Annotated in this window: 23 protein-coding genes and 1 pseudogene; 10 read left to right on the top strand and 14 right to left on the bottom strand. The window is 68.8% G+C overall.

Annotated elements, in window-relative coordinates; translation table 11 throughout:
• Positions 1-55 precede the first annotated feature (55 nt).
• The gene (locus tag OX958_RS15110; protein WP_270138244.1) at positions 56-496 is read left to right on the top strand and encodes a VOC family protein; all 441 of its coding nucleotides are present in this window, start codon (positions 56-58) and stop codon (positions 494-496) included.
• Positions 497-527: 31 nt separating this feature from the next.
• On the opposite strand, the gene OX958_RS15105 is transcribed toward OX958_RS15110, so the two are convergent.
• Both OX958_RS15105 and OX958_RS15100 read right to left on the bottom strand, forming a co-directional pair.
• Positions 528-977, bottom strand: a complete 450-nt coding sequence (locus OX958_RS15105) for a DinB family protein (RefSeq protein ID WP_270139070.1) — start codon at positions 975-977, stop codon at positions 528-530.
• Between the two features lie 121 nt (positions 978-1098).
• The gene (locus OX958_RS15100) at positions 1099-1746 is read right to left on the bottom strand and encodes a phosphotransferase (protein WP_270138242.1); all 648 of its coding nucleotides are present in this window, start codon (positions 1744-1746) and stop codon (positions 1099-1101) included.
• Positions 1747-2798: 1052 nt separating this feature from the next.
• Between OX958_RS15100 and OX958_RS15095 the strand changes: the two genes are divergently transcribed.
• Positions 2799-3206 (top strand): NUDIX hydrolase, encoded by a 408-nt coding sequence (locus tag OX958_RS15095; RefSeq protein WP_270138240.1) that lies wholly within the window; start codon positions 2799-2801, stop codon positions 3204-3206.
• A 50-nt stretch (positions 3207-3256) separates the two neighbouring features.
• Positions 3257-3901, top strand: a complete 645-nt coding sequence (locus tag OX958_RS15090; protein ID WP_270138238.1) for an alpha-ketoglutarate-dependent dioxygenase AlkB — start codon at positions 3257-3259, stop codon at positions 3899-3901.
• Positions 3902-4154: 253 nt separating this feature from the next.
• Here the strand turns inward: OX958_RS15090 and OX958_RS15085 are convergent, their stop codons facing one another.
• A complete protein-coding gene (locus OX958_RS15085; protein WP_270138236.1) occupies positions 4155-4712 on the bottom strand; it encodes a hypothetical protein in 558 nt (185 codons plus the stop codon).
• 196 nt (positions 4713-4908) lie between these two features.
• Between OX958_RS15085 and OX958_RS15080 the strand changes: the two genes are divergently transcribed.
• From OX958_RS15080 to OX958_RS15070, 3 genes are all read left to right on the top strand, one after another.
• Positions 4909-5733 (top strand): SAM-dependent methyltransferase, encoded by an 825-nt coding sequence (locus tag OX958_RS15080; RefSeq protein WP_270138234.1) that lies wholly within the window; start codon positions 4909-4911, stop codon positions 5731-5733.
• Between the two features lie 393 nt (positions 5734-6126).
• Positions 6127-7356 carry an MFS transporter gene (locus tag OX958_RS15075; RefSeq protein ID WP_270138232.1) on the top strand — a complete coding sequence of 410 codons (1230 nt, stop codon included), beginning with the start codon at positions 6127-6129 and terminating at the stop codon, positions 7354-7356.
• Positions 7356-7994, top strand: coding sequence for a pyridoxamine 5'-phosphate oxidase family protein (locus tag OX958_RS15070; RefSeq protein WP_270138230.1), 639 nt, complete (start codon positions 7356-7358; stop codon positions 7992-7994). Before OX958_RS15075 ends, OX958_RS15070 begins: the two co-directional genes overlap by 1 nt.
• 7 nt (positions 7995-8001) lie before the next feature.
• On the opposite strand, the gene OX958_RS15065 is transcribed toward OX958_RS15070, so the two are convergent.
• Positions 8002-9213, bottom strand: a complete 1212-nt coding sequence (locus OX958_RS15065) for an alpha-hydroxy acid oxidase (protein ID WP_270138228.1) — start codon at positions 9211-9213, stop codon at positions 8002-8004.
• Between the two features lie 79 nt (positions 9214-9292).
• On the opposite strand from OX958_RS15065, the gene OX958_RS15060 reads away from it, so the two are divergent.
• Entirely contained in the window at positions 9293-9997 is a 705-nt protein-coding gene (locus OX958_RS15060; RefSeq protein ID WP_270138227.1) for a FadR/GntR family transcriptional regulator, read from the top strand.
• On the opposite strand, the gene OX958_RS15055 is transcribed toward OX958_RS15060, so the two are convergent.
• Both OX958_RS15055 and OX958_RS15050 read right to left on the bottom strand, forming a co-directional pair.
• A complete protein-coding gene (locus OX958_RS15055; RefSeq protein ID WP_270138225.1) occupies positions 9994-10566 on the bottom strand; it encodes a class I SAM-dependent methyltransferase in 573 nt (190 codons plus the stop codon). The genes OX958_RS15060 and OX958_RS15055 overlap by 4 nt on opposite strands.
• Complete coding sequence (locus OX958_RS15050; RefSeq protein WP_270138223.1) at positions 10563-11006, bottom strand: DUF6069 family protein; 444 nt, start codon at positions 11004-11006, stop codon at positions 10563-10565. The genes OX958_RS15055 and OX958_RS15050 overlap by 4 nt, the downstream gene beginning before the upstream one ends.
• Positions 11007-11134: 128 nt before the next feature.
• Between OX958_RS15050 and OX958_RS15045 the strand changes: the two genes are divergently transcribed.
• Positions 11135-12286 carry a sensor histidine kinase gene (locus tag OX958_RS15045; RefSeq protein WP_270138221.1) on the top strand — a complete coding sequence of 384 codons (1152 nt, stop codon included), beginning with the start codon at positions 11135-11137 and terminating at the stop codon, positions 12284-12286.
• Positions 12283-12936, top strand: a complete 654-nt coding sequence (locus tag OX958_RS15040) for a response regulator (protein ID WP_270138219.1) — start codon at positions 12283-12285, stop codon at positions 12934-12936. Before OX958_RS15045 ends, OX958_RS15040 begins: the two co-directional genes overlap by 4 nt.
• Before the next feature lie 27 nt (positions 12937-12963).
• Here the strand turns inward: OX958_RS15040 and OX958_RS15035 are convergent, their stop codons facing one another.
• From OX958_RS15035 to OX958_RS15020, 4 genes are read right to left on the bottom strand one after another with little or no spacing between them, the layout of a single operon-like run.
• Positions 12964-14244 (bottom strand): glycoside hydrolase family 125 protein, encoded by a 1281-nt coding sequence (locus tag OX958_RS15035; RefSeq protein ID WP_270138217.1) that lies wholly within the window; start codon positions 14242-14244, stop codon positions 12964-12966.
• An 8-nt stretch (positions 14245-14252) separates the two neighbouring features.
• Positions 14253-15551, bottom strand: coding sequence for an ROK family transcriptional regulator (locus OX958_RS15030; protein WP_270138215.1), 1299 nt, complete (start codon positions 15549-15551; stop codon positions 14253-14255).
• A gap of 48 nt (positions 15552-15599) precedes the next feature.
• Positions 15600-17174: a hypothetical protein gene (locus OX958_RS15025; protein ID WP_270138213.1), complete on the bottom strand. Its 1575-nt coding sequence runs from the start codon at positions 17172-17174 to the stop codon at positions 15600-15602.
• A 59-nt stretch (positions 17175-17233) separates the two neighbouring features.
• The gene (locus OX958_RS15020; protein ID WP_270138211.1) at positions 17234-18424 is read right to left on the bottom strand and encodes a cysteine desulfurase-like protein; all 1191 of its coding nucleotides are present in this window, start codon (positions 18422-18424) and stop codon (positions 17234-17236) included.
• Positions 18425-19068: 644 nt separating this feature from the next.
• On the opposite strand from OX958_RS15020, the pseudogene OX958_RS15015 reads away from it, so the two are divergent.
• Positions 19069-19911 (top strand): annotated as a pseudogene (locus OX958_RS15015) (DMT family transporter); the annotation flags it as partial.
• Positions 19912-20007: 96 nt separating this feature from the next.
• Here OX958_RS15015 and OX958_RS15010 read toward each other — a convergent pair.
• Genes OX958_RS15010 through def form a run of 4 tightly spaced genes read right to left on the bottom strand, consistent with a single transcriptional unit; the run spans position 20008 to position 23954 of the window.
• Positions 20008-21000, bottom strand: coding sequence for a DMT family transporter (locus OX958_RS15010; RefSeq protein WP_442913279.1), 993 nt, complete (start codon positions 20998-21000; stop codon positions 20008-20010).
• A 37-nt stretch (positions 21001-21037) separates the two neighbouring features.
• Positions 21038-22423 (bottom strand): RsmB/NOP family class I SAM-dependent RNA methyltransferase, encoded by a 1386-nt coding sequence (locus tag OX958_RS15005; RefSeq protein WP_270138207.1) that lies wholly within the window; start codon positions 22421-22423, stop codon positions 21038-21040.
• A complete protein-coding gene (gene fmt, locus OX958_RS15000; RefSeq protein ID WP_270138205.1) occupies positions 22420-23409 on the bottom strand; it encodes a methionyl-tRNA formyltransferase in 990 nt (329 codons plus the stop codon). The genes OX958_RS15005 and fmt overlap by 4 nt, the downstream gene beginning before the upstream one ends.
• A complete protein-coding gene (def, locus tag OX958_RS14995; RefSeq protein WP_270138203.1) occupies positions 23406-23954 on the bottom strand; it encodes a peptide deformylase in 549 nt (182 codons plus the stop codon). Before def ends, fmt begins: the two co-directional genes overlap by 4 nt.
• Between the last annotated feature and the right edge of the window lie 26 nt (positions 23955-23980).

Genomic DNA, 23980 nt, shown 5'->3' with positions numbered 1-23980 from the left:
CCGGTGTCTGCCACCTCGGGAGAAGGTTGAGGATCAAGCGGGTTAGCGTTTGCGGATGGTCTTCTGGCAACTGACGATCGACGCGAACGACCCGGAGAAGCTGGGACGCTTCTGGCAACAGGCTCTCGGCTACCAGCCGACGCCGCCCAGCGAGGTGGCCACGACCTGGTGGGAGCACTACCGCGGCCGGCTTGGTGACCGCTCTACCTTCCCCGATCGCCTCTTCGACCCCGCCGGGCTGGGTCCGGCGATCTGGTTCCAGCACGTGCCGGAAGGCAAGGCGGGCAAGAACCGTCTCCACCTCGATCTCTACCCCACCGGCCGCGACAACTCGCTGACCCAGCAACGCCGGATCGAACTGGTCGACGCCAAGGTCGCAGAACTGTTGACGCTGGGCGCCAGCGTCCAGCACGAGATCCGGGACGACAACCCGGCCGACCCGGAGTACTACGTCGTACTGCAAGATCCGGAGGGCAACGAGTTCTGCGTCAGCTGATGGGGTTGGCTGTCCCTTTGCTGGTTAGAGGTCAGTAGTTGGTGGTGTCGTGGGTCAGCTCGCGAAGGGTGTCCAGGTGACCGAGGTGCCGGGCTGTTTCTTCCAGCAGATGGTTCACGATCCAGCGCAGGGAGACCAGCTCCAGGCCGGCTGGGGCCCAGGCTTCGATCTCGTCAAGATCGCGGGCGGCGACTATCTCGCGGGATCGGACACACTGGGCGTCGTACTCGTCCAGCAGCACGGCGAGTGGAGTAGCCGGCGGGGTCGGAAGCTCCAGCGGGTCTTGAGTCGCCAGGTGACACGCGCCGAGGAAACTGACCTCGAACCAGGCGAGCTCCACCCAGCACAGGTGGGCGACGACTGTCGCGATCGTCATCCGTGGTGAGGCCGGCAGCGGCGCCCTGCGTACTTGATCCTCCGACAACCCCTGACATTTCAGCCGCACTGTGTTTCGCTGCCAGTCCAGCCAGCCGGTGAGCATCTCTCGTTCGCCTGCATTGCCAGGCGGTCGTCGGCGCTCCATCGCGATCAGGCGAGGAATTCGCTGAGGTCAGCCACCAGTACGGCGTCGTCCGACATGTTTCTCCTTTGTTCGGTGCCGATCAGTAGAGACCTGAGGTGCCCAGTTCGACGAAGTGCGCGAGTTGCGGGTCATCGGGGTCGCCACCCGCCCGTACTACGAAGTCGCGCGCCGCGGGCAGTCCGCCGTACTGGGGATTGAGAGTTCCGGCGAGACTCCTGTGCATCAAGGCGAAATCGACGTACCGGTTCCCAAAGCCGAGGCGGCTGAGATCGAGCAGGCCGCTGAAGCGGAGGGTCGCCGGGTCGACGAAGACGTTCGGAGCGCAGTAGTCGCCGTGCGTCACGGCCTCCCGTGACCCCGGATACGGCGAATCGAACGGGCATTCACTCAGCGCATGAAGCCGCTTGATCCCGTCGGCCATCGCAGCCAGTACCGCGGGACGCTCCGCGGCCGGCCAAGGCTGGGACGCATCTCGCCCGCCCAACTCCGTGGTGAGCATCCACTCGCCGCTCTCGTTCTCGCCACGATCGACAATCCGCGGGCACGGGATGTCGGTCGTACCTAGCCAGGCAAGCCGATCAGCTTCAGCGGCGACATCCGGACCGGCCTTGTAGTAAAGGACTTCTCCACCACGCTCCAGCCGGACAACTATCGCGCCGGAGAACCCGACATCGATCGCCCGAGCACCACTGGAGCCGAACCGGTCCATCAGAGTCTGCAGATCCACCCACTGAAGGCTACGTGCCCACGCGCCCCACTGCGCGCGAATTACAGCACGAGCACTCGGCATGGAGCCCTTGCCGCACGACCGCCTGCTGCCGCGGCACCCGGACGACAGCAACCAGCTTGCTGGTTCCCGGATGCGGAGTCCGAACTCCTCTCCGGATAGATCGGAAAGATACGTCTGCTTCAACCCCCTCCGCGCCTTGCCACCGAGGCCACGCCGACGATGCAGCCCCGGCGTTGCAGCACGACGCGCGCTGACACGAGAACCCGGCAGGCCGGCACGTCGGCACGTCGGCACGTCGGCACGTCGGCACGTCGGCACGTCGGCACGTCGGCACGTCGGCACGTCGGCACGTCGGCACGTCGGCACGTCGGCACGTCGGCACGTCGGCACGTCGGCACGTCGGCACGTCGGCACGTCGGCGACACAATCACATCCTCTGCCTCCGGCGCGCCGATCTCGGTGAGCGTCGAGGCGGAGGATCTCGCGCGCTCGGCGACCGTGCGGCGGCACGTCGGACGCGGCGGCGCCGCGGGTACAGCGGGTATGGCGGCACGGCGGGTACGGATATGGATACGGCGGCACCGCCCATACGCCGGGCACGGCATCACCGCCCAAACGGCGGCACAGTAAGTGCGGCATCGCCGCGGGTACGGCGGATACGGCATCGCCGCGGGTATCGACGGCACGGCGAGTACGGCATCACCGCAGGTACGACGGCGCGACGGCACGGGTACGGCGGCGCTGCGGTCGAGTGCGGACGCTGGGACCCGCGGGAAGCAGACGCGATGTGCTCGTCGGCGCATGAACCGCCGAACAGACTGTCCTTGACGTCACACCATCGGCGGCACCGGTGCCCAAGGTCGGCGGCACGCAGTGCCGAAGTCACCGCGTCCGCGTCACCGACGACGGCACCATGGTGGTGATCAACGGGCCACGCTTCTCGACGTCGATGGCCCGCCTGCCGGTGCTGCTCAGCATTGAGCATCAGCGGACGTTGACCGCCAAGCGTTCTCAGGTTGATGTCGATGGCGCCTGTCAGGGTGTCTCCTATGGGCGAGCGTGTGCGGGTGGCAGCGGTGATTCAGCGGGGTAGCCGGGTTCTGATGGTTCGCGAACCGGTGCAGACCCGGCCGGGGCAGCATGACGGACCGGAGTACTGGACGCTTCCCGGCGGAGGGATCGAAGCCGGCGAGGATGCGCTGGTCGCAGTGCGGCGGGAGGTGCTGGAGGAGGTCGGGCTGGAGGTGACGGCGGCGCGTGAGGTGGCGCGGGTGCCGTATCCGTCGGGGATGACCACAGTGTTCCGGGTCGAGGTCGGTGCGGGTGAGCCGCGACTCGGGCTCGACGAACTCGACTGTGTCTGCCCGCGCATGGTTGGGCTGGACTGGGTCGAGGCGCCCGCATTGGAGAGCCGGCACGGCGGTGTTCCGGTGCCGCTGCTCGTTTACTGCTGGTGACCTCAGCCTCCTGGGGAACATATGTTCGATTGTCGGGGTATAGTGGCGGTATGGGTGCTGACCTTCAGGCCTCCTTGCTGGATGCGTTCGAGGATCCCGCGCTGGGATCGCTCGACGGCGTCCGGCGGACGGAGCTGAGCCAAGGCGCGTGGATCGACGTGCTGCCACAGTGGCTGACCGGTGCGGATCAGGTCTACGAGCGGCTGGCTGCCGATGTGCCGTGGCATGAGGAACGCCGGCAGATGTACGACCGGGTGGTCGACGTGCCGAGACTGCTGTGTTTCTACGGTGAGACCGAGGATCTGCCACTGCCGATCCTCGACGAAGCGCGTGACCTGCTGAGTGAGCACTATGCGGACGAACTCGGCGAACCGTTCCGGACAGCAGGTCTGTGCTACTACCGCGACGGCCGCGACAGTGTTGCCTGGCACGGAGACAAAATCGGTCGCGGAAGCCGCCAGGACACCATGGTTGCCATCCTGTCGGTCGGCGAACCCCGCGTTCTCGCCCTGCGCCCGAAACCCGGCGGGTCCAGCGGACCAGTCAGCTCGACCATCCGCTATCCCCTGGGCCACGGCGACCTGATCGTCATGGGCGGCAGTTGCCAACGCACCTGGGAACACGCCATCCCCAAGTCCTCCGGCCACATCGGCCCTCGGATCAGTATCCAGTTCCGCCCCCGCGGCGTCCGCTGAACCGACCGTCAGCGGGCGCCAAGGTGCAGCGCTCACGACTCCCGGGATCGACGCTCGGCGACAATTCCGTCGGCCCAAAGTGCCGCACTCGCGGACCGACGGACCCAAGACCCACGAACCGACGGACCCACGGACTGACGGACCCACGGACTGACGGACCCACGGACCGACGGACTCACGGACTCACTGACTCACGGACTCACGGACTCACGGACCGACGCTCGGCGACCGCCTCCTCAACTCCCGAGGCGCATCATCTGCTGCCCGACGGACTGGCGCGTTGGGCGACGGGCTCTTCTTCCGGGGCAGATGGAGGAGCAACGGGTTGGGATTCATCGACGGCGCGCTTCGGCGCGAGCGGAGGCGCTGCAGGTGAAGGCGAAGCATCTGGAGTGACGGGCAGGGACGGGACGTAGAGGTGGGTGGGCGTGGCGATGTAGAAGGCGAGCAGGTGGATCGATGCTGTTTCGCAGGTTTTGCGGGCGGCTTCGAGCCAGGCTCGGTCCGAGGTCGGGTCGCGGGTGGGGCGGCCGAGCGCCAGCAGCAGGGCTCCGTCGGGGCGGAGTTGCAGGGCGGGGATGAGTGGGGCCAGAGCTTTGGCGCAGGACTTGGGTGATGTGAGCGGGGCTCGCTCGGGGAGGTCCAGGTGGATGGCTGCGAGGAAGCGCGCTCCGGAATCGCAGAGCAGGGCTGACAGGACGCCCTGCCGGCGGTCACCGACGGAGACGTAGAGGTCGACGACATCGGCTGCCAGGGTGGGGTCGGTGAGTGGGAGATCGAGCCAGTTCGCGGGGAGGTCGGAATACGTCATACCTAGAATGTGCAGTCGATTCCACACCGATCCGCGGTTGTCCACAGGCCAATTTTCCGATTCGGCACCGGCGATCTTCGGCAGCCGGAATCGCGTGGCCCAGTTCGGTGCTCCGGAGAGCGGCTCAGAGGCAGCGCGAGGTCCGTCTTTCGCATAGTGTGACCGCGACAACACGAACCTCGAAAAGGACTTCAGGATGGCAGAAAGCGACGCGGCAACCACGGGACAGACCGCCGCCCAGGAAATCGACACCACTGTCCCGAGCATTGCTCGCGCCTACGACTACATCCTCGGCGGCAAGGACAACTACGCCGCCGACCGCGCGGTCGGCGACCAGATCATCAACAACCTGCCCGGCGCGCCGGTGATCGCGACCGACAATCGGGCGACCCTGATCCGGGTGGTGCGCCAACTGGTCACCGAGCACCGGATCAAGCAGTTCGTCGATCTCGGCTCCGGTCTGCCGACCGCCGAGAACGTGCACCAGATCGCCCAGCGCCACGACCCCGAGGCCAAGGTCGTCTACGTCGACAACGACCCGATCGTGCTCGCGCACGGCCGCGCGCTGCTGGAGGAGAACGAGAACACCACCGTGCTGCAGGCCGATCTGCGCGACGGGAAAGAGATCTACGACAACCCCGCCACGCGCGCGCTGATCGACTTCGGCAAGCCGGTCGCGATCATCCTCAGCGCGATCCTGCACCACCTCAACGACGACGAGGACCCGGCGTCGCTGGTGCAGTACTGGGTCGACAAGATTCCGAGCGGCAGCTACGTGTTCATCAGCCACTTCCGCAGCCTGAACGATCCGCGCAGTGTCGAGATCGAAAATGTGCTGCAGGCGTCGTTCGGCCGGGGCCGGTGGCGCACCGACGACGAGATCCTGGCGCTCTTCGACGGCCTCGAGCTGGTCGAGCCCGGCATCGTGGCCTGCGCCGAGTGGCGTCCCGACGAGCCGCTGGACGACGAACTGACCGACTGGCAGCGCCTGATCGTCGCGGGCCTCGCGATCAAGCCCTGACGTCACCAGGTCGACGCAGCCCTGGTTGCCGCGAAAGCGCGCGCGACCAGGGCGCGTCGAACCCTCCTGACGGAGCAATGGGCTATGGCCGCTGAGCGGCCGTCAGCGAGGGCGACGGCGGTGGTCAGTCGAGGACGACAGCGGTGGTCGGTGGTCAGTCGAGGATGACGGCCGACTGGTCGGTGGTTAGCCGAGGGCGACGGCCGAGTGGTCGTCGCGGGAAGCGGCCCCGCGGCCGTCCACGTAAGTGCGACACCGTGGGTCGCAGCGGGCGATAGCTGTAGGCGATGACTACCAGCAGCGATTGGCCCACCGAAGAGCATCAGAAATGGACCTCACCGCTGGGCCGCCAGGCTCCTAGGCTCGGAGTACCAAGAGCCGAGGAGAACCGCTATGACCCCCACCGCCCGCAAACTCGCGTTCGCGCAGCTGGCCAACTCGGTCGGTGACGGCGCGTTCATCGTCACCTCCGCGCTCTTCTTCACGCGCGTCGTCGGCCTCTCCACCGCGCAGGTCGGACTCGGCCTCACCATCGCCTGGCTGGTCGGCTTCCTGACCGGCGTTCCGCTCGGCAGCCTCGCCGACCGCAAGGGGCCGCGCGGGGTTGCGACCCTACTGGCCCTGTCGACCGCGATCTCGGTCGGCTCGTTCCTGTTCGTGCGCAGCTTTCCGCTCTTCCTGATCGCGGCGATCGCCTACGCGACCAGCCATACCGGGCTCACCGCCGCGCGGCAAGCTCTGCTGGCCGGCCTGGTCAAGCCTGCCGAGCGCACCCGCATCCGCGCCTTCCTCCAGGCCACGGTCAACGCCGGTCTCGCCGTCGGCGCCGCGCTCGGCGGCATCGCGTTGCACTTCGACACTGCAACGGCGTACCTGACGGTCTTTGCGATCGACGCAGCCAGCTTCCTGGTCGCCGCCGGGCTGATCCGTCGAGTGCCCACGGTCAAGGCAGTGCCGTTCCGAGTCGCCGGTGAGCCACGTCTGGCCGTACTGCACGACCGCCCGTACGCCGTACTGGCGTTACTCAACGCGGTGATGCTGATGTTCATGCCGCTGTTGAGCCTGGTCGTGCCGCTGTGGATCGTCGAGCGCACCAACGCCCCCGGCTGGGTGGTCGCCGCGCTGCTGGTCGTCAACACCGTCGGCGTCACCCTCTTCCAGGTGCGGGTCGCTCGCAGCGTCACCGACCTCCGTACGGCGACCCGCTCCGTCCGCTTCGCCGGGGTCGCGATGCTGGCCGCTTGCGGAGTGTTCGCCCTCTCCGCTGTCGGTATGGCGCCCGCCGCCGCAGCCGGAGTACTGGCTGTCGCTGCGGCTCTGTTGACCTTCGGTGAGATGAAGCTGGCCTCTGGCGCCTGGGAGATCAGCTTCGGCCTGGCACCTGCCGACAAGCAGGGGCAGTACCAGGGCTTCTTCGGTACGGGCCCTGCAGTGGCAAGGATGTTGGGTCCTGCGCTGCTGACGACGCTGGTACTGGGCTGGGGTCCCGTCGGCTGGATGATCGTCGGAGCACTCTTCCTGGGGACCAGTATGGGAACTGGTCCCGCCGTACGATGGGCAGCACGGACGCGGTCCGCCGGCCAGGCGATCGAGCCGTCACTGGCAGAGGAGCGAGCCGCCTGATGGAGATCCCCGGACTGGTCGAGATCACCTCGGAAGAGCAACTGCGCGAGGTGGTTCCGTGGCCGAACCAAGCCGTCGTCGACAAGGTCCGCAAGGAGCTGCACGAGCTCGACAAGGAATGGCTGGCCCATTCGCAGTTCTGCCTGATCGCCACCTCGGCCGCCGACGGCAGTTGCGACGTCTCCCCCAAGGGTGACCCGGCCGGCTTCACCAAGGTGCTCGACGACAGCACGATCGCGATTCCCGAACGCGCCGGCAACCGGCGGATCGACGGCTTCCTCAACCTGGTCAGCAACCCGCAGGTCGGCCTGATCTACCTGATTCCGGGCCGCGGCGAGACGTTGCGGATCAACGGCCGGGCCCGGATCGTCAAGGAAGCGCCGTTCTTCGACGACATGATCGTCAAGGGCAACCGGCCGCAGCTCGCGCTGCTGGTCGAGATCGACGAGATCTTCCACCACTGTTCGAAGGCGTTCCTGCGTTCGCAGCTCTGGAAGCCGGAGACCTGGACGCCGGAGGCCATGCCGAGCCGCGCCGAGATCGCCAAGGCACTGGATCGCAAGGACGCTGAACTGTCCGAGCTGGAGAAGTACTACGGCAAGAGCTACGAAGAGAGCATCTACAAGGTGAAGTACTGAGCGTCGGTCACGGCAGCCGGACGTGCGCGGGGTTCAGCTCGGCTGTGGTGGCGGCTCCCAGTAGAGCCATGGTCCGGCGGACCTCGGCGGTGAGGATCTCGGTGGCCTTGGCTACGCCCTTCTGACCACCGGCCATCAGTCCGTAGAGGTAGGCGCGGCCGATCAGGCAGGCGTCGGCGCCCAGAGCCAGAGCGGCGACGATGTCGGCGCCGCTCATGATGCCGGTGTCCAGGTAGACCTCGGCGTCGGCGCCGACGGCTTTGCGCACCTCCGGCAGGATGCGGAGCGGAGTGGGAGCCCGGTCGAGCTGGCGGCCTCCGTGGTTGGACAGGACGATCGCGTCGGCGCCCGCGTCGACCACCCGGCGGGCGTCGTCGACGGTCTGAATGCCCTTGATGATGAGCGGCCCGTCCCAGATCGAGCGGAGCCAGGTGAGATCGTCGATGGTCATCGTCGGGTCGAAGAGCTGGTTGAGCAGCTCGGCGACCGTGCCGTCCCAGCTGGACAGGGATGCGAAGGTCAGCGGGCGGGTGGTGAGCAGGTTCGCCCACCAGGCCGGATGCATCGAGGCATCGAGGACCGTCTTGGCCGTCAGCGACGGCGGGATGGTGAACCCGTTGCGCACATCGCGCAGGCGCGCACCGGCGACCGGTACGTCGACTGTCAGCATCAGCGCCTCGTAGCCGGCAGCAGCTGACCGCTTGACCAGATCCTCGCCCGCCTCGCGGTCCTTCCAGACGTAAAGCTGAAACCACTTGCGCGCGTCCGGTCCGGCCGCGGCGACGTCCTCGATCGACGTGGTGCCCATCGTGGAGAGCGCGTACGGGATACCGGCGTCCTGGGCGACCTTGACCACGGCGCTCTCGCCCTCGTGGTTCATCATCCGGGTGAACCCCGTCGGCGCGAAGGCGAACGGCAACTCCGAGCGCCGGCCGAGGATCGACGTACCCAGGTCGATCGCGGAGACGTCGCGCAGGATCGACGGCTGCAGCTCCATCTCGCCGAACAACCGGCGCGCCCGGGCCAGGCTGATCTCGGACTCCGCGGCGCCGTCGGTGTAGTCGAAGACCGAGCGCGGCGTACGGCGCTTGGCTATCGCGCGCAGGTCGGCGATGGTGAGCGCTCTCCCCAACCGGCGGTCGGTCGAGTTCAGGGTGACCGGCTTGGCCCGCAGCAGCGGCTTGAGCTCGGACCAGCGGGGTATCTGGCGGTCGGTCATCGGCGTCCCTCGGCAGGTGAACTGTGTGGTCGGACCACAGCATAGTCTGTGGTCCGACCACAGGGCTAGACTCACCTCCGTGAAGAACTACGAACTGGTACTGCACCGGGTCGAGGCCGATCTCGCGGCGGGCCGGTTGCGGCTCGGCGGGCGACTGCCGGGAGAGCGCTCCCTGGCGGAGCAACTCGGGATCAGCAGGCCGTCGGTGCGGGAAGCCGTGCGGGTGCTGGAGGCAATGGGCATCGTGCGGACGGCGACCGGGTCCGGACCGGAGGCGGGCGCGGTGATCGTCGCGGAACCGGCGGCGCCGTTGACCGCGTTGCTGCGGCTGCATCTCGCCACCGATCACCTGCCGATGGGCGACATCGTGCAGACGCGCGTGCTGCTCGAGTCGTGGACCGCGCGCGAGGCAGCTCGCCAAGTGGGCGGCAGCGATCCGGCGAGCGGTGGGTTGGAGACCGCAGAGGAACTGCTCGAGCGGATGGATGCTCCGGAGCTCTCGCCGGAGGAGTTCCATTTGCTCGATGCGGAGTTCCATGTGGCGTTGTCCGCACTGGCGGGCAATGTACTGATCGCAGCGGTGATGTCGTCGTTGCGGACGGCGATTCACGGGTATGTGCTGGCCGCCGTACCCAATCTGGCGGACTGGGACGCGACAGCGGTCGGCCTGCGAGCCGAGCATCGGTCGATCGTGGGAGCGATCCGTTCGGGCGAGGGCGATCAGGCGGCCGCGCTGATCACGGCGCACATCGAGGGGTTCTACCGGGCGGCTCAGCTGCGCTAGGCGCGGGCCGTTCCTGCGATGAACGAGATCTTGAGCAGGCCGGAGGCGGTGTGGCGGTCCAGGTGGACTTCGGAGAAGGCTGCTGCGATCGCCGGGGCTAGGTCGCGGCTGGGGTCGCAGCCGCGGTCGACCACGCGCGTGATCGGGGCGATGGCGCGTTGAAGCCGGAAGAGACCGCTCTCTCGCGGCGCTGCCACGTGCTCGAGGAAGACGAAGCGGCCACCGGGGCGTAGTACGCGGCGGATCTCGGTCAGTACTGCGCCGACGTCGTCCACCGAACAGAGCACCGCTGTCGACAGCACGACGTCAATACTTGCCGTTGGCAACGGAATCTCCTCGGCCCGGCCGGCCAGCACCTGCCGGCCGCCGGTGCTTTCGTGCTGCGACCTCTCTGCTGCCTTGGTCAACGCTCGGCGGGTGCGGGCGTGGGGCTCGAGGCCGGTCCAGTCCAGACAGGCCGGGAGCAGCGGGAGGTTGGCGCCCCGGCCGGCGCCGATCTCGAGGACCGTGCCGGACAGGGTGCTGATCAACGTGCGCTTGGTGGCTTGGTAGCCGGGCCATTGGGTCACTTCGAGATCCCTGAGGGAGTGCAGCGGGCGGCGGTGGAGAGAGCGGTACGGCGGAGACCGAGGATTACGACGGTACCCACCAGGAGGTGCAGGGAGGCAAGTCCGAGTTTCGCTCCGGTGCCGATGCCGCCGGAGAGCGGACTGCCGAGCGACAGGACGCAGCAGATGGACGCCGTGATCGTCCAGGCTCTGCGCGCGGCAAGGGTGTTGTGCTCGAGAATGGCCAGCAGGGCCCAGCCGGCGAACGCCATGGCGATGGCGGCGACCAGGACCGAGATCGCGCCGACCTGGATGATGGAGCCCTGCTTGGCGGCCAGATCGATCCCGAAGACCTTGGTGAGGACGACCCACCAGGCCACGGAGGTGACGGCGGTGAGTCCTACGACTGCCAGTCGGCTGCGACCGGCGATGCGGGTGGGGCTGCTCGTGGTGATCGTCATGCGGCAAGACTCCGAGAGAGCGCGATCCGGCGCATCGGCCGGGCGGCTGGGACGACCTCTCCGCAAGTCGGTGCGGTACAGACTTTGGTCGGTGGTGGAGAGCAGCCACCCCGCCTAGTCTCGGCGGCATGGAGGAGAACTGCGGCCGGTCCCGTCGTGAGCGCTGGGCCGATGTGATCGCCGTCGGCGCCATCGGAGCACTGTCGGCGATGACGCTCATCGGCCGACAGTCGGGCAATCTGCGATCCGGCTGGCTGATCTTCGACATCGCAGTCGGCATCGTTGCCTGCGGCCTCATCCTGGTACTGCGCCGTCACCCGGTCACCGGCGCTCTGGCCCAAGCCGCGTTGGCGGCCCTCTCCCCCGCCGCCACTCCACCGGCGACGGTCGGCACCTTGACCGTGGCCCAGCGCCGCCCACTCGGAACAGCCGCCCTCGTTGCCTTCGCCGGAGTTGTCGGCCATTTCGTCCAGGGTCTCTGGCGCCCCATCGATGGCCTGAGTCTGCTCTGGTACTCCGTCCTCGACGTCGCCGTGCACGCCGCGCTGCTCGGCTGGGGTCAATGGACCCAGGCCCGCCGGCAACTACTCGGCTCGCTGCGAGAACGCGCTCTCCGAGCCGAGGCAGAGCAAGGCCGCCGGGTCGCCGAAGCACGCACACTGGAGCGGACCAAGATGGCTCGCGAGATGCACGACGTACTCGCTCATCGGCTGTCCCTGCTCGCGACGTACGCCGGTGCGCTGGAGTACCGGCCGGACTCCTCGCCGCAGCAGCTCGCCCAGGCGGCCGGAGTGATCCGCACCGGCGTCCATCAGGCGCTGGACGAGCTGCGCGAAGTGATCAGCGTGTTGCGGGACAGTGAGGTCGACGACCTTCCCGGCGGACGCCCGCAACCGACCTTCGGCGACCTGGCCGGCCTCGTCGCCGAGTCCCGCGACGCGGGCGCCGACATCCGGTACGCCGAATCCGTCGCCGCCCCGGATTCGTTGCCACCGGCAACCGGGCGGACGGCGTACCGGGTGGTGCAGGAAGGGCTCACCAACGCACGCAAGCATGCGGCCGGGGAACCGGTCACGCTGGTCGTCGACGGCGGACCGGGAGAATCGCTGCGCATCGAGCTGACCAACCCGAGCGGGTACGGCGAATCACTGACCCCCGGGAGCGGCACCGGACTGGTCGGACTGACCGAACGCGTCCACCTGGCCGGCGGCACGCTGGATCACGGGAAGTCGGCCGACGGCGACTACTGGCTGCGCGCCTCGCTACCGTGGCCGGCATGAGCGAGACGATCCGGGTACTGGTCGTGGACGACGACGCGTTGGTGCGGGCGAGTCTGGAGATGATGCTGGACGGCGCCAACGGCATCGCCGTGGTGGCCCAGGCAGCCGATGGCGACGAGGTACCGGCGGCGGTCGACGCGCACTTCCCCGACCTCGTGCTGATGGACCTGCGGATGCCGCGCGTGGACGGAATTCTCGCGACGCGGCGGTTGCGAGCCAGGCCGAATCCGCCCGAGGTCGTCGTGCTGACCACCTTCGACACCGACGAGAACGTGCTGCACGCGTTGCGCGCCGGAGCGAGCGGTTTCCTGCTCAAGGACACCCCACCCGCGCAGATCGTCGAGGCGGTTTGCCGGGTCGCGGCGGGTGACCCGATCCTGTCGCCCGCGATCACCCGGCGGCTGATGGACCAGGCAGCCACCCAGGCCGACGCTCATACCCAGGCTCGGGAAGCGCTCTCGCGGCTGTCACCACGCGAGTACGACGTGATGCTCGCCGTCGCCGGCGGCAAGGCGAACGCGGAGATCGCCGCCGAGTTGTTCATGAGCGTGGCCACGGTGAAGGCGCACATCTCGCACATCCTGGCCAAGCTCGAGCTGGGCAATCGCACCCAGCTCGCGCTGCTGGCCCACGACGCCGGGCTGGCCTGACCGCCCGGCGGCGTGAGGTCGCCAGGGTCAGCCGAGGGTACGGCCCGCGTGGCTGAGGCAGAGCTCGCAGAACATCGCGTTCGCCCAGGAGAACCACTCGCGGGTGTAGTTGGCCGGGTCGTCGGTGTGGAACGACTCGTGCATCTGCCCCGTCCCGCCGGTGGTGTCGCGGAGCAGTTCGAGCAGTTGCTGCCGCTCCTCAGCCGAGGTGCTGGTCAGGCCCTGGACGGCCAGCGCGATCGGCCAGATGTGGTCCGGCGGGGTGTGCGGACTGCCGATTCCGGCGCCGTACCGGCCGCTGTAGTAGTACGGGTTCTCCGGGCTGAGCAGCAGTGACCGGGTCGCCAGGTACGTCGGGTCGTCGGCCGCGGCGAATCCGGTCATCGGCGCGGACAGCAGACTCGGCATGTTCGCGTCGTCCATCAGCAACCGCTCCCCCGTACCGTCCACCTCGTAGGCGTAGACCCGGCCGAGCGACGGGTGGTCGACCGTACCGAAGCGCGCGATGCCTTCGTCGATCCCGGCCTTCAGTTCCTTGGCCCGGTCGGCCAGATCGGTATCGCCGAGCACCTCGGTCGCGATCGCCTCCAGATAACCGAGGACGACCGACGCGAACATGTTGCCCGGCACGTTGAAGCCGTGCTCGGTGGCGTCGTCGCTGGGCCGGAAAGCGCTCCATGACATCCCGGTCGGCCGGGTCGGCTGCCCGAGCCCGCCGCGGATCAGCGAGTCGCTCGGCCGGTCGTCGTGCCGCTGGAACCGGTACGGCGAATTCGCCTCGTGATCCACCTCGGTCGCCAGCACCTGCAGAGCGGCCGCCGCGGCGATCCGGAAGCGGTCGTCGATGACGTCGTCGCGTCCGGTGATCCGCCACAGCCGGTAGGCGAGCTCGATCGGGTAGCACAGCGAGTCGATCTCGTACTTGCGTTCCCACACCCACGGCGACATCTCGGTCTCGTCGGTGGTGTGACCCGCGCCGTTCGCCTCCCGGTTGAAGGCGTTGGCGTACGGGTCGATCGCGATGTACTCGAGCTGGCGGTGCAGCACACCGATCAGCACGTCCTGCAGCGCCGGGTCGTCGGCACACAGCACCAGGTAGGGCCGCAACTGGGCGGCGGAGTCACGCAGCCACATCGCCGGAATGTCACCGGTCAGCACAAACGTCGTGCCGTCCGGCAGCCGCTCGGCGACGGCGGGCAGGTTCTCCGCCATCGACCGGTGGAACATGTCCGCGATCACCTGGTCGCCGGTGGCCCGGCGTACCTCTTCGGTGGCACGGGCCAGGACCTCGGGATCGATACCGGTCATCTGCAACATCACCTTTCAGCGGACCCGACGACGACAGAGGGAGCGCTCTCCGCGGGTCCGAGAAGAAGCACTGAGGGGTTGGGAGAAAAGGTGTGGTCCAGCACCAGGCTGGCCGCACCCACCGCACCGACGTCCGCGCCGAGCGCGGTACCGGTGACGACGAACGGGTGCACCGAGCGGACCAGGAAGCGCTCTTCCAGCGCTGCCCGGACCACCTCGTCGAAGAACGGTGCGAGCTGGTCCCAGTGCGGACCGCCGAACACCACCCGCTCCAGGTCGAGCAGGTTCGCGATGTCCTCGACCACCTTGGCGATCCGGCCGGCCAGCGCGGCGATCAGCTCGCGGGCCGTTCCCGGCCCGGCGGCCTGCCGGCACAGCTCGGCGAAAGCCAGGTCGACGGCGTGCCGGTCGTCGAGATCGATGCCCTGGGCAAGCACTCCGGCTCGGACCGCCTGCTGCACCAGGTAGCGCGGCTGGCTCGTCTCGCCGACACAGCCGTGGCGTCCGCAGTAGCACAGCGGGCCGTCGGGATCGACGATCACGTGACCGATCTCGCCGACGTTGCTGCTCGAACCGCGGACCACCTCGTCGCCGATCACCAGGCCGGCGCCGACCCCGGTGCCGAGGTAGAAGAAGACGAAACTGCCCCGACCGTTCGGCCCACCGGCCCACTTCTCGGCCGAGGCGGCGGCGGTGACGTCCTTGTCCAGCAGGACGGGCAGGCCGGTGCGTTCGCGCAAGGCGTCGCGCAGCGGCACCAGATGCCAGCCGGACAGGTTCGGCGGATCGATGACGACCCCGCGCTCCACGTCGATCGGTCCGGGCGCGGCGATGCCGACACCGACCACGCGCTCGCGGGGCGCGCCGGCCTCCGAGATCACGCGCTCCACGGTGGCAGCGATTCCCGCGATCAGCACGCCAGGATCATCGGAGGCCGGCGTCTCGGTCCGGTCGCGGACCACCACCTGACCGGTCAGATCGAGCATCACGGTGGTGACCACGGCAGGATCGAGGTGAACGCCGACCGCGTACTGACCGGTGGGTTCCAGCTCCAGCAGAGTGCGGGGTTTGCCGAGACCCGTGCCCTTCTGCCGGCCGGCTTCACGGACCAGGCCGGCGTCGAGCAGTCTGCGGGTGATGTTCGAGATGGCCTGCCCGGACAGCCCGGTGGCGGCCGCGATCTCGACCCGGCTCAGCCGTTGGTCCGCCCGCCGGATCGCGTCCAGCACCACCGTGTCGTTGAATCCACCAACGCGATCGAGATTGGTACCCCGGCGTGCCACGGCCGGCGGCTGGTCGCTGCTCACCGCTTCCCCCCATCGCTTGTCGAACGGTCGCGCTGCAAGGCCCCCGCCTCAGTCCGCGGCCGGGTCCGCGCCCCACGGGCTCGACCAGTCGTAACGAGTCGTCCCGGCAGCGGCCCGCCAGACCGTGGGGGTCGTGTCATGCAGCCAGTCGAGCGGCTCGATCCCACCGTCCGTGGCATCGCCACCACTGAGCGCCAACCGTATACCGTCGCCAAGATCGCGATCGGTCCGCGCGGTCCGCGCGGCTGGATCGACCGAGACGAAGAGAGCGCTCCCTGATCTGGCCACCAGGTCGAGGAACTGCCGGTTCAGCTCCCACGGCGTCTGCGGCGTGCAGGGCACGCAGTCGGCGTCGAGGATGAAGAAGCGGTTGTGCTGAGGCAGCCGGAAGGCGAGCGAGTTGACCCCCATCTTGCGGGTCCGCTCCCAGTCGCGCCCCGAGGTGTCGTCCCCGGTCCGCTGGACGTCGACCAGACCGGCGGCGAGGTGGCCGACGGTGTTGCAGCCGATCAGCACGACGTCGGCGGCCGACCGGATCTCGCGATACAGCTCGAGGACGATCTCGGCCGTCGTCCGGGTGGTGTCGTGGAACTGCCAACCGTCGCTCGTCAGGCGAGCACCCATTGCCGGACCGAAGCGGCCGAACAGGTCGTAGGTGCTGAAATCGTGCTTGACCAGCTCGAAGCCCCAGTCCTTGAAGCGCCGTAGGTCCGCCCGGACGAGATCGAGGACCTCCGGGTGTGTCGGGTCGAGGGTGCGCCCGAAGCCGTCGGACTGCCCGGCACGTCCCCAGGGACCTTGCTCACGCGACAGCAGTGGCCGGAACCAGAGCCCTGGCCGTGCCCCGATCTCCTTGACCGCCGCGGCGGTTCCGGCCAGGTTGTCGAAGAGACCCGGGATCCCGCTCTCCCAAGGGCCGCCGGAGCCGTTGCCGCCCGGGTTCCAGCCGTCGTCCACGACGCTGAACGGCCGCACGGGATGACCGTCGGCCAGCTCGACCACGGTCGCGGCGTTCTGCAGGACGGCCTTCTCGTCGAACCCCTCGCCGTAGGCGTAGTACCAGTTGTTGGCGCCCACCACAGGGCCAATGTCAGAGAGCGCGATCTTCGAACTCATCGCCTCGACAGCGGCGTGCAGCGTGAGCCACGGCGTACCGGCGTCTTCGAAGCTGCGCACCACGGCGGCCGTGAGCTCGCGACCACCTAGCTGGGTCGGACCGCCGCCGTTACGGAGGTCGAGCCAGAGAGTGAAACCCGTCCGGTCGACCGTCCAGGAGCAGAACGCCCCCGGGTGAACGTCGACGCCCGCGCCAAAGGTTCGGCCGGTCTGCTCGTCGTGCCCCAGCCAGTACCAGGGGAGGAAACGCTCGGACTGGAGATGACGCCATTGAAGATCGCCGTACGAGCGCTCCCAGGCGTCGCCGAGGACGAGGGCGCCGGGCGCGACTGGCTCGTCCCACCGCAGGGCCACCCGCGAGATGCCGCCGGAGGCTGTCACGGCGACCTCGCCGCCGGACCAACCTACGTCGGCGCCCGTGGCGCTCCAGCGACCGCCGGCCGCGGTGGCCGGGCGGAGGTCGCCGGCGGGGTCGAGCTGGACGAAGACCTGATCAGGCTCTCTCACCCGGACGAGTTTATCCGCATTTACCCCACAGAGTTGATTTAGTGCGTCTCGCAATGACTTCAGACCGTCAGCGTCTTGATTCCCTCGACCAGGCGATCCACATCGGACTGGTTCGTGTACGGCGCGAGCCCCGCGCGGACACCGCCTGCATCCCCCAACCCGAGGTGCCGCGACGCCTCCAGCGCATAGAAGGATCCACCTGGAGCGTTGACCCCCGATTCGGCCAGCTTGGCGGCGACCGCTCGCGGTTCCCAGCCGGCGACCGAGAACAGCAGCGTCGGCGTACGGCGCTGCGCGTGACCGTGCAGCGTGATGCCGTCGATCGCGGCCAGCCGATTCTCCAGGTCCGCGCGCAAGTCATCCTCGTAGGACTCCAGCGCGGCCAGTGAGGTCAGCAACCGCTCTCTCCGACTTCCGGACGCCTCTCCCCCGAGACTGGCGATGAAGTCGACCGCGGCCGTCGTACCGGCCAGCAACTCGTAGGGCAGGGTGCCGAACTCGAACCGCTCCGGTACCGCGTCCGTTGCCGGCAGCAACTTGTCCGGGTGCAGCCGGTCCAGGAGCGCGGGAGCAGCTGAGAGCACCCCACAGTGCGGACCGAAGAACTTGTACGGCGAGCAGGCGTAGAAGTCAGCGAATCCGGCATCCACCGGCGCGTGCGGAGTCAGGTGCACGCCGTCGACGAACACGAGCGCTCCCGCGTCGTGGACGATCGAAGCCAGCGCCTGCAGATCGGGCCGGGTGCCGATCAGGTTCGACGCTCCGGTCACCGCGACCAGCCGCGTCCGGTCCGACAGCAGCGGAGTGATGTCGTCGAGCTCCGAGGTCGTCGGATCGAACTCGAGCCAGCGAACTGCCGCCCCGGCCGCCTCGGCCGCCTGCACCCACGGCCGGATGTTCGCGTCGTGATCCAGCCGGGTCACGATCACCTCGTCACCCGGCGCCCAGTCCTTGGCGAGTGTCCGGGCGAAATCGTAGGTCAGCTGGGTCATGCTCCGCCCGAAGACGATGCCCCCCGGATCGGTGCCGAGCAGGTCGGCCATCGCCTGGCGGGCGCCGACGACGATCTCGTCGGCCCGCCGCTCGGCAGCCGTCAACTGACCCCGGTTGGCCAGCGCGGCCACCATGGTCGCCGCGACCGCATCAGCCACCACCTGCGGCGTCTGCGACCCGCCCGGCCCGTCGAAGTGTGCCGCCCCCTCGCTCAGCGCCGGGAACTGCTGCCGAACCGTCTCCACGTCAAAGCCCATGCCGCCATCCTGCCTCGCACAGCCTCTGCGCGTCCGGCCGGCGGGTGTGCCGTCACTGCTCGAACACGACCTGGTACTCGGCGGTCCCCCGAGAAGTCCGGCGCACAGGGCTGGCGCACGGAGTCGGCGCACCGGCCGGTACACGAAGTCGGCACACCCGGAGGTGGAGCACCTAGCCGGTGCACGGAGTTGGCGCACCGGCCGGCACACGAAGTCGGCACACCCGGAGGTGGAGCACCCAGCCGGTGCACGGAGTTGGCGCACCGGCCGGCACACGGAATCGGCGCACCCGGAGGTGGAGTAGCCAGCCGGTGCACGGAATTGGCGCAACGGGCTGGCGCACGGAGTTGGCGCACCAGTTCTGCGCACGGAATCGGCGCACCAGTTCTGCGCACGGAATCGGGGCACCAGGTCTGCGCACGGAATCGGGGCACCAGGTCTGCGCACCGGACCGGGGACGAGGCCGGCCAAGGGGTCCAACCGGACCTGCCGGACGGTCTGGTCGAAGGTGTGCGGCGACGAGTCGACAACACTGACGCCGGCCCCTCGAACGGCGTGGAGTTGAACCGCGAGCCGACGTACAGCCGCTCGACCCTGCCCAATGTCAGGCAAAAAAGCAGCGATTGTCGGCAGCATGCTGCAGGATGTCAGGAGTGAGCACCCTTTCGACTCCTGACAAGCCGGCGGTCCGGGCCTGGCTTCCGACGATGCTGACACTGGCCGCGGTCTGGGGCTGCAGCTTCCTGTTCATCTCCATCGGCGTGCGCGAGCTGCATCCGACCTACCTCGCGCTCGGCCGGGTGCTGGCCGGCGCGCTGGTGCTGGTCGCGATCCTGCTGGTCAAGCGGGAGGCGTTGCCGCGATCGCCGCGGATCTGGGGGCACAACTTCGTCGCGGGGCTGATCGGCTCGGCCGTTCCCTGGACGCTGTTCGGGTACGGCGAACAACGCGTCCCGTCGCTGCTGGCCGGCATCTGGAACGGGATCACCCCACTGGTGGTCCTGCCGGTCGCGGTACTGGTCTTCCGGACCGAGAAGTTCACCCTGCAACGCGTGCTCGGACTGGTGATCGGCTTCGGCGGCATGATGGTCGTGCTGGGCGCCTGGCAGCTGCACGGCGGCGCCGATCTGGTCGGTCAGCTCTTCTGCATGGGCGCCGCCCTCTCGTACGGGATCGCGATCCCCTACCAGAAGCGGTTCATCGCCGGCAGCAACCTGTCCGGTACGACGTTGTCGGCCACGTTGCTGCTCTGCGCAACCTTCCAGCTGGCGATCCTGGCGCCGCTCATCTCCGGTCAGGCGCCGCCGCGGCCCTGGTCGCTGTCGATCGAGGTGATCGGCAGCGTGATCGCGCTGGGCGCGCTCGGCAGCGGGATCGCGTTCGTGCTGAACCTGCGGATGATCCGCCTGATCGGCGCCAGCATGACGTCGATGGTTACTTACATCATGCCGATCTTCGCGATCGTGGTCGGCGTCCTCGTGCTGGACGAGCACCTGACCTGGTACCAGCCGGTCGGCGCGCTGATCGTGCTGCTCGGGGTCGCGGTCTCCCAAGGGGTCATCCGCACCGTCCGGGCGCGGCCGCTACCTCTTCCGGAGGTTCGGGACGGAGGCGACCACCACGGCGACCAGAGCCAGCAGGGTGCCGGCCACGACCGGCAGGGTGACGGCCTGGTCGGTGGCCGGCAGGAACAGATCGATGACGAGGCTGGCGATCAGCTGGCCGGCGATCGTGCCAAGGCCTAGGACGAACACCCCGACCACGCGGACGACGGCGGCCGCGGCGCTGATGAAGATCACGCCGCACAGGCCGCCGAGGTAGAGCCACGGGCTGGACGGCAAACTGTTGGGAGCGCCCCGGACGATCAGGTCGACCACGAAAACCGCCAGCAGCGCAACGAAGCCGACCAGGAAGTTGATGACTCCGGCTGCCACCGCCCCGGACGCATCGACCGCCGCAGTCTGGGCAACCCGGCCGTTGATGGCCTGCTGCACCGCAGTACCGACTCCCGCCAGCGCAGGGAGTACTGCGAGCGCCAGGCCCGACGGGTGGCTCAGGCGATCCGACACAGCCAGTACGACGGCCACGAGCGCCACGACGGCGCCCACCACACGCAGCGGCGTGTAGGGCTGAGGCCCGGCCGGCCCGAATCCCAGTCGGTCGACTACCAGGCTGCTGACGGCCTGACCGGCCACCACGGCGACAGTGAAGACCGCTACACCGATCACCGACACAGTGATCGACTGAGTAGCCACTAGGAACGCACCGGCCACTCCACCGATGCACTGCCACCACCGGAGCAGTCCACTGCCGTCCGACGGCGTCCTGATGGTCCGCCAAACCCGGCCGACCGACCGCCGGATCGGGCGGATCACGGCACAACCGATCAGCAGCACGACCAGGCCGGTGCCGAAGGAGATCAGTGCAGCCGCTACGCCGTCGCCCAGTTCGTGCCCGAGTTCGCCGTTCAGCCGGGACTGGACGGCGACCAGCATGCCGATGCCGAACGCCGCCGTCAGCCCGATGAGCTGGGGATGCTGAGTGCTTCGGGCCGGTCGGAGGTCGGTGGCTGTCACCTCTCCATCATGACCGTTCGAGCTCAGACACCTGACATCAGGTCCGCCTGATGAGCGCCAGGTACATCGCGTCGGTGCCGTGCAGGTGCGGCCACAACTGCACGTCAGGGCCTTCCCCCAGCGACGGCACGTCAGGAAGCAGCGGCCGCGCATCCTCGAGCACCGCGTCGCTGCGCTGCGCGAGTACTGCGTCGACCACCTCGCGGGTCTCCGTCGGATGCGGCGTGCAGGTCACGTATGCGACCACGCCGCCCTTGCGGACCGAGTTGATCGCAGAGTCGAGCAGCCGCTCCTGCAGCGGGCGCAGCTCAGCCACGTCTTCCGCAGTACGACGCCAGCGTGCCTCCGGGCGTCGCCGCAACGCACCGAGCCCGCTGCACGGCACGTCAGCCAGCACTCGGTCGTAGGAGCCCTCCGGCCAAGTCGGCTTGGTGCCGTCGGCGACCAGCACCTTGTGGTCTCCGGGGACGGCCCGCAGGTTCGACCGCACCAGCTCGGCGCGGTGCGGCAGCGGCTCTACCGCAGTGATCGCCACACCCCGTTGGCGACCGATCGCCGCGAGCAGAGCGGCTTTGCCTCCCGGGCCGGCACACAGGTCGAGCCACTTGGCGTCCCTGCCCTCCAGTGGCGCCGTCGCAAGCGCGGTGGCGACCAACTGCGACCCCTCGTCCTGCACGCCGGCCCGGCCGGAGGAGACGGCGGAGATCTTGCCAGGGTCGCCGCCGCTCTGCAGGACGGCGGCGTACGGCGAGTAACGCGCGCGAGTCGCTCCGGCGACGATGAGATCGTCCACCTCGGCCAAACCAGGCCGTGCCACCAGCGTCACGCGCGGCGGCTCGTTGTCGGCGTCGAGCAGGTCGTCGAGTTCATAGCCTTCGGTGTGCAACGCACCGGCGAAGGCCTCGACGATCCAGCGCGGGTGGGCCTTCGCGATCGACAGGAAGCCGAACAGGTCGTCGTCGGAGTGCGGCGCGACGTCGACGATCCACTGGTCGAAGGTGCGCTGGCTGACCTTGCGCAGGACGGCGTTGACCAGGCCGCTGCGGCTCTGGCCGACCTCGGCACGGGTCAGGGTGACCATCTCGTTGACGGCCGCGTAAGTGTCGACACGCATCCGGAGCAGCTGGTGCGTGCCAAGCCGGAGCAGGTCGAGCAGCTCCGGATCCAGCTCAGCCAGCGGCCGGGAGACGCTGCGCGCGAGGATCACGTCGTAAGTGCCCTGCCAACGCAGGGTGCCGTGCACGAGCTCGGTGCAGAAGGCTGCGTCGCGACCGCTCAGTTTGTGGTCGCGGAGCGCCTTGTTCAGGGCCAGGTTGGCGTAGCCGTCCTCGGACGAGACCTGCCGGATCACCTTGTAGGCGACCAGCCGGACCTGGTCGGGCCGCCGTTGCGGCGCCCGGTTGCGTGGAGTGCGGTCGCTCACCCGGCAGTCGATTCCGCGCCGGCGGCGCTGGTGGCAGGTGACTCGCCCGGCTCCGCGGCCCTCGGGGCCAGGCGGTCCTCATCGGTGATCCGGACGCCGCGGGCCCAGTCGGCGGCGGCCATCGGCTTCTTGCCCTGCGGCTGCACGGTGACGAGTTTCAGCACCTTGCTGCCGGTACCGACCTCGACGCTCGACTTCGTGATCCGCAGTTCGCCCGGCGGCAGGTCGTCCTCATCGGTCAGGTCCACGTCGAGCACCTTGAGGCGCTCACCGCGGAACGTCGTCCATGCTCCCGGCGCCGGGCTGCAGCCGCGGACCAGGCGGTCGACGCGCTGGGCCGGCGCGGTGAGGTCGAGCTCGGCGTCCTCGACATTGAGCTTGGGGGCGAGCGTGACACCGTCGGCCGGCTGCTCGACGGCCACCAGCGCGCCGGCCTCGATGCCGTCGAGGGTGTCGACGAGCAGCTTGGCACCGGACTCCGACAGCCTGGTCAGCAGGTCGCCGGCGGTGTCCTTCGGGCCGATCCGTTCCGTCAGTACGCCGTACACGGGTCCGGCGTCGAGCGCCTTGACGATCCGGAACGTGCTCGCGCCGGTCACGTCGTCACCGGAGATGATCGAGTGCTGCACCGGCGCGGCACCACGCCAGGCCGGCAGTACCGAGAAGTGCAGGTTGATCCAGCCGTGCGGCGGGATGTCGAGCGCGGCCTGCGGCAGCAGTCCGCCGTACGCGACGACCGGGCAGCAGTCCGGTGCGAGCTCGGTCAGCCGGGCCAGGAAGTCGGGGTCGCTCGGCTTGACCGGCTTCAGCACCTCGACCCCGAGCTCTTCGGCGTACTGCGCGACCGGGGAGGCGACCAGCTTGCGGCCGCGGCCGGCCGGGGCGTCCGGGCGGGTGACGACGGCGACCAGCTCGTGGCCGCTGGCAACGATCGCGCGGAGCGCGGTGACGGACACCTCGGGGGTGCCGGCGAAGACAACTCTCACAGTCCGAATCCGTTCGTCGGGTGCGGCGAGACCTTGACCTGCGGCGGTCCGGACAGCCCGGACCACTCCGCTTCGCGGATCGCCTTCATCGCGCTCTTGCGGGTGACCGTGTCCAGCCGGTCGACGAACAGCACGCCGTCCAGGTGGTCGGTCTCGTGCTGGATGCAGCGCGCGAGCAGGTCCGAGCCCTCGATCACCACCGGGTCGCCGTACATGTTGAAGCCGTGCGCGATCACACTCATCGCGCGGCGGCAGTCGAAGGTCAGGCCGGGGATCGACAGGCAGCCCTCGGGGCCGAACTGTTCGTCGGCCGACAGGCTCAGCTCGGGGTTGACCAGGTGGCCGAGCTCGCCGTCGACGAAGTACGTGAAGACGCGCAGCCCGACGCCGATCTGCGGTGCCGCCAGCCCCGATCCGGGCGCGGCCTGCATGGTGTCGGTCAGGTTCTGGACCAGCCGGCGCAACTCGGCGTCGAAGTCGACGACCGGGTCGGCCTTGGTGAGCAGAACAGGATCGCCGAACAGGCGGATGGGTTGAACCGACACGCAAACTCCACAGCACTCACCGAAGG

Origin of the sequence: Kribbella sp. CA-293567, from assembly GCF_027627575.1 — a bacterium.
In the GTDB taxonomy this organism is placed as follows: Bacteria; Actinomycetota; Actinomycetes; order Propionibacteriales; family Kribbellaceae; genus Kribbella.
Note: the sequence above shows the minus strand (reverse complement) of the source record. Positions and strands in the feature narration are given on the sequence as shown.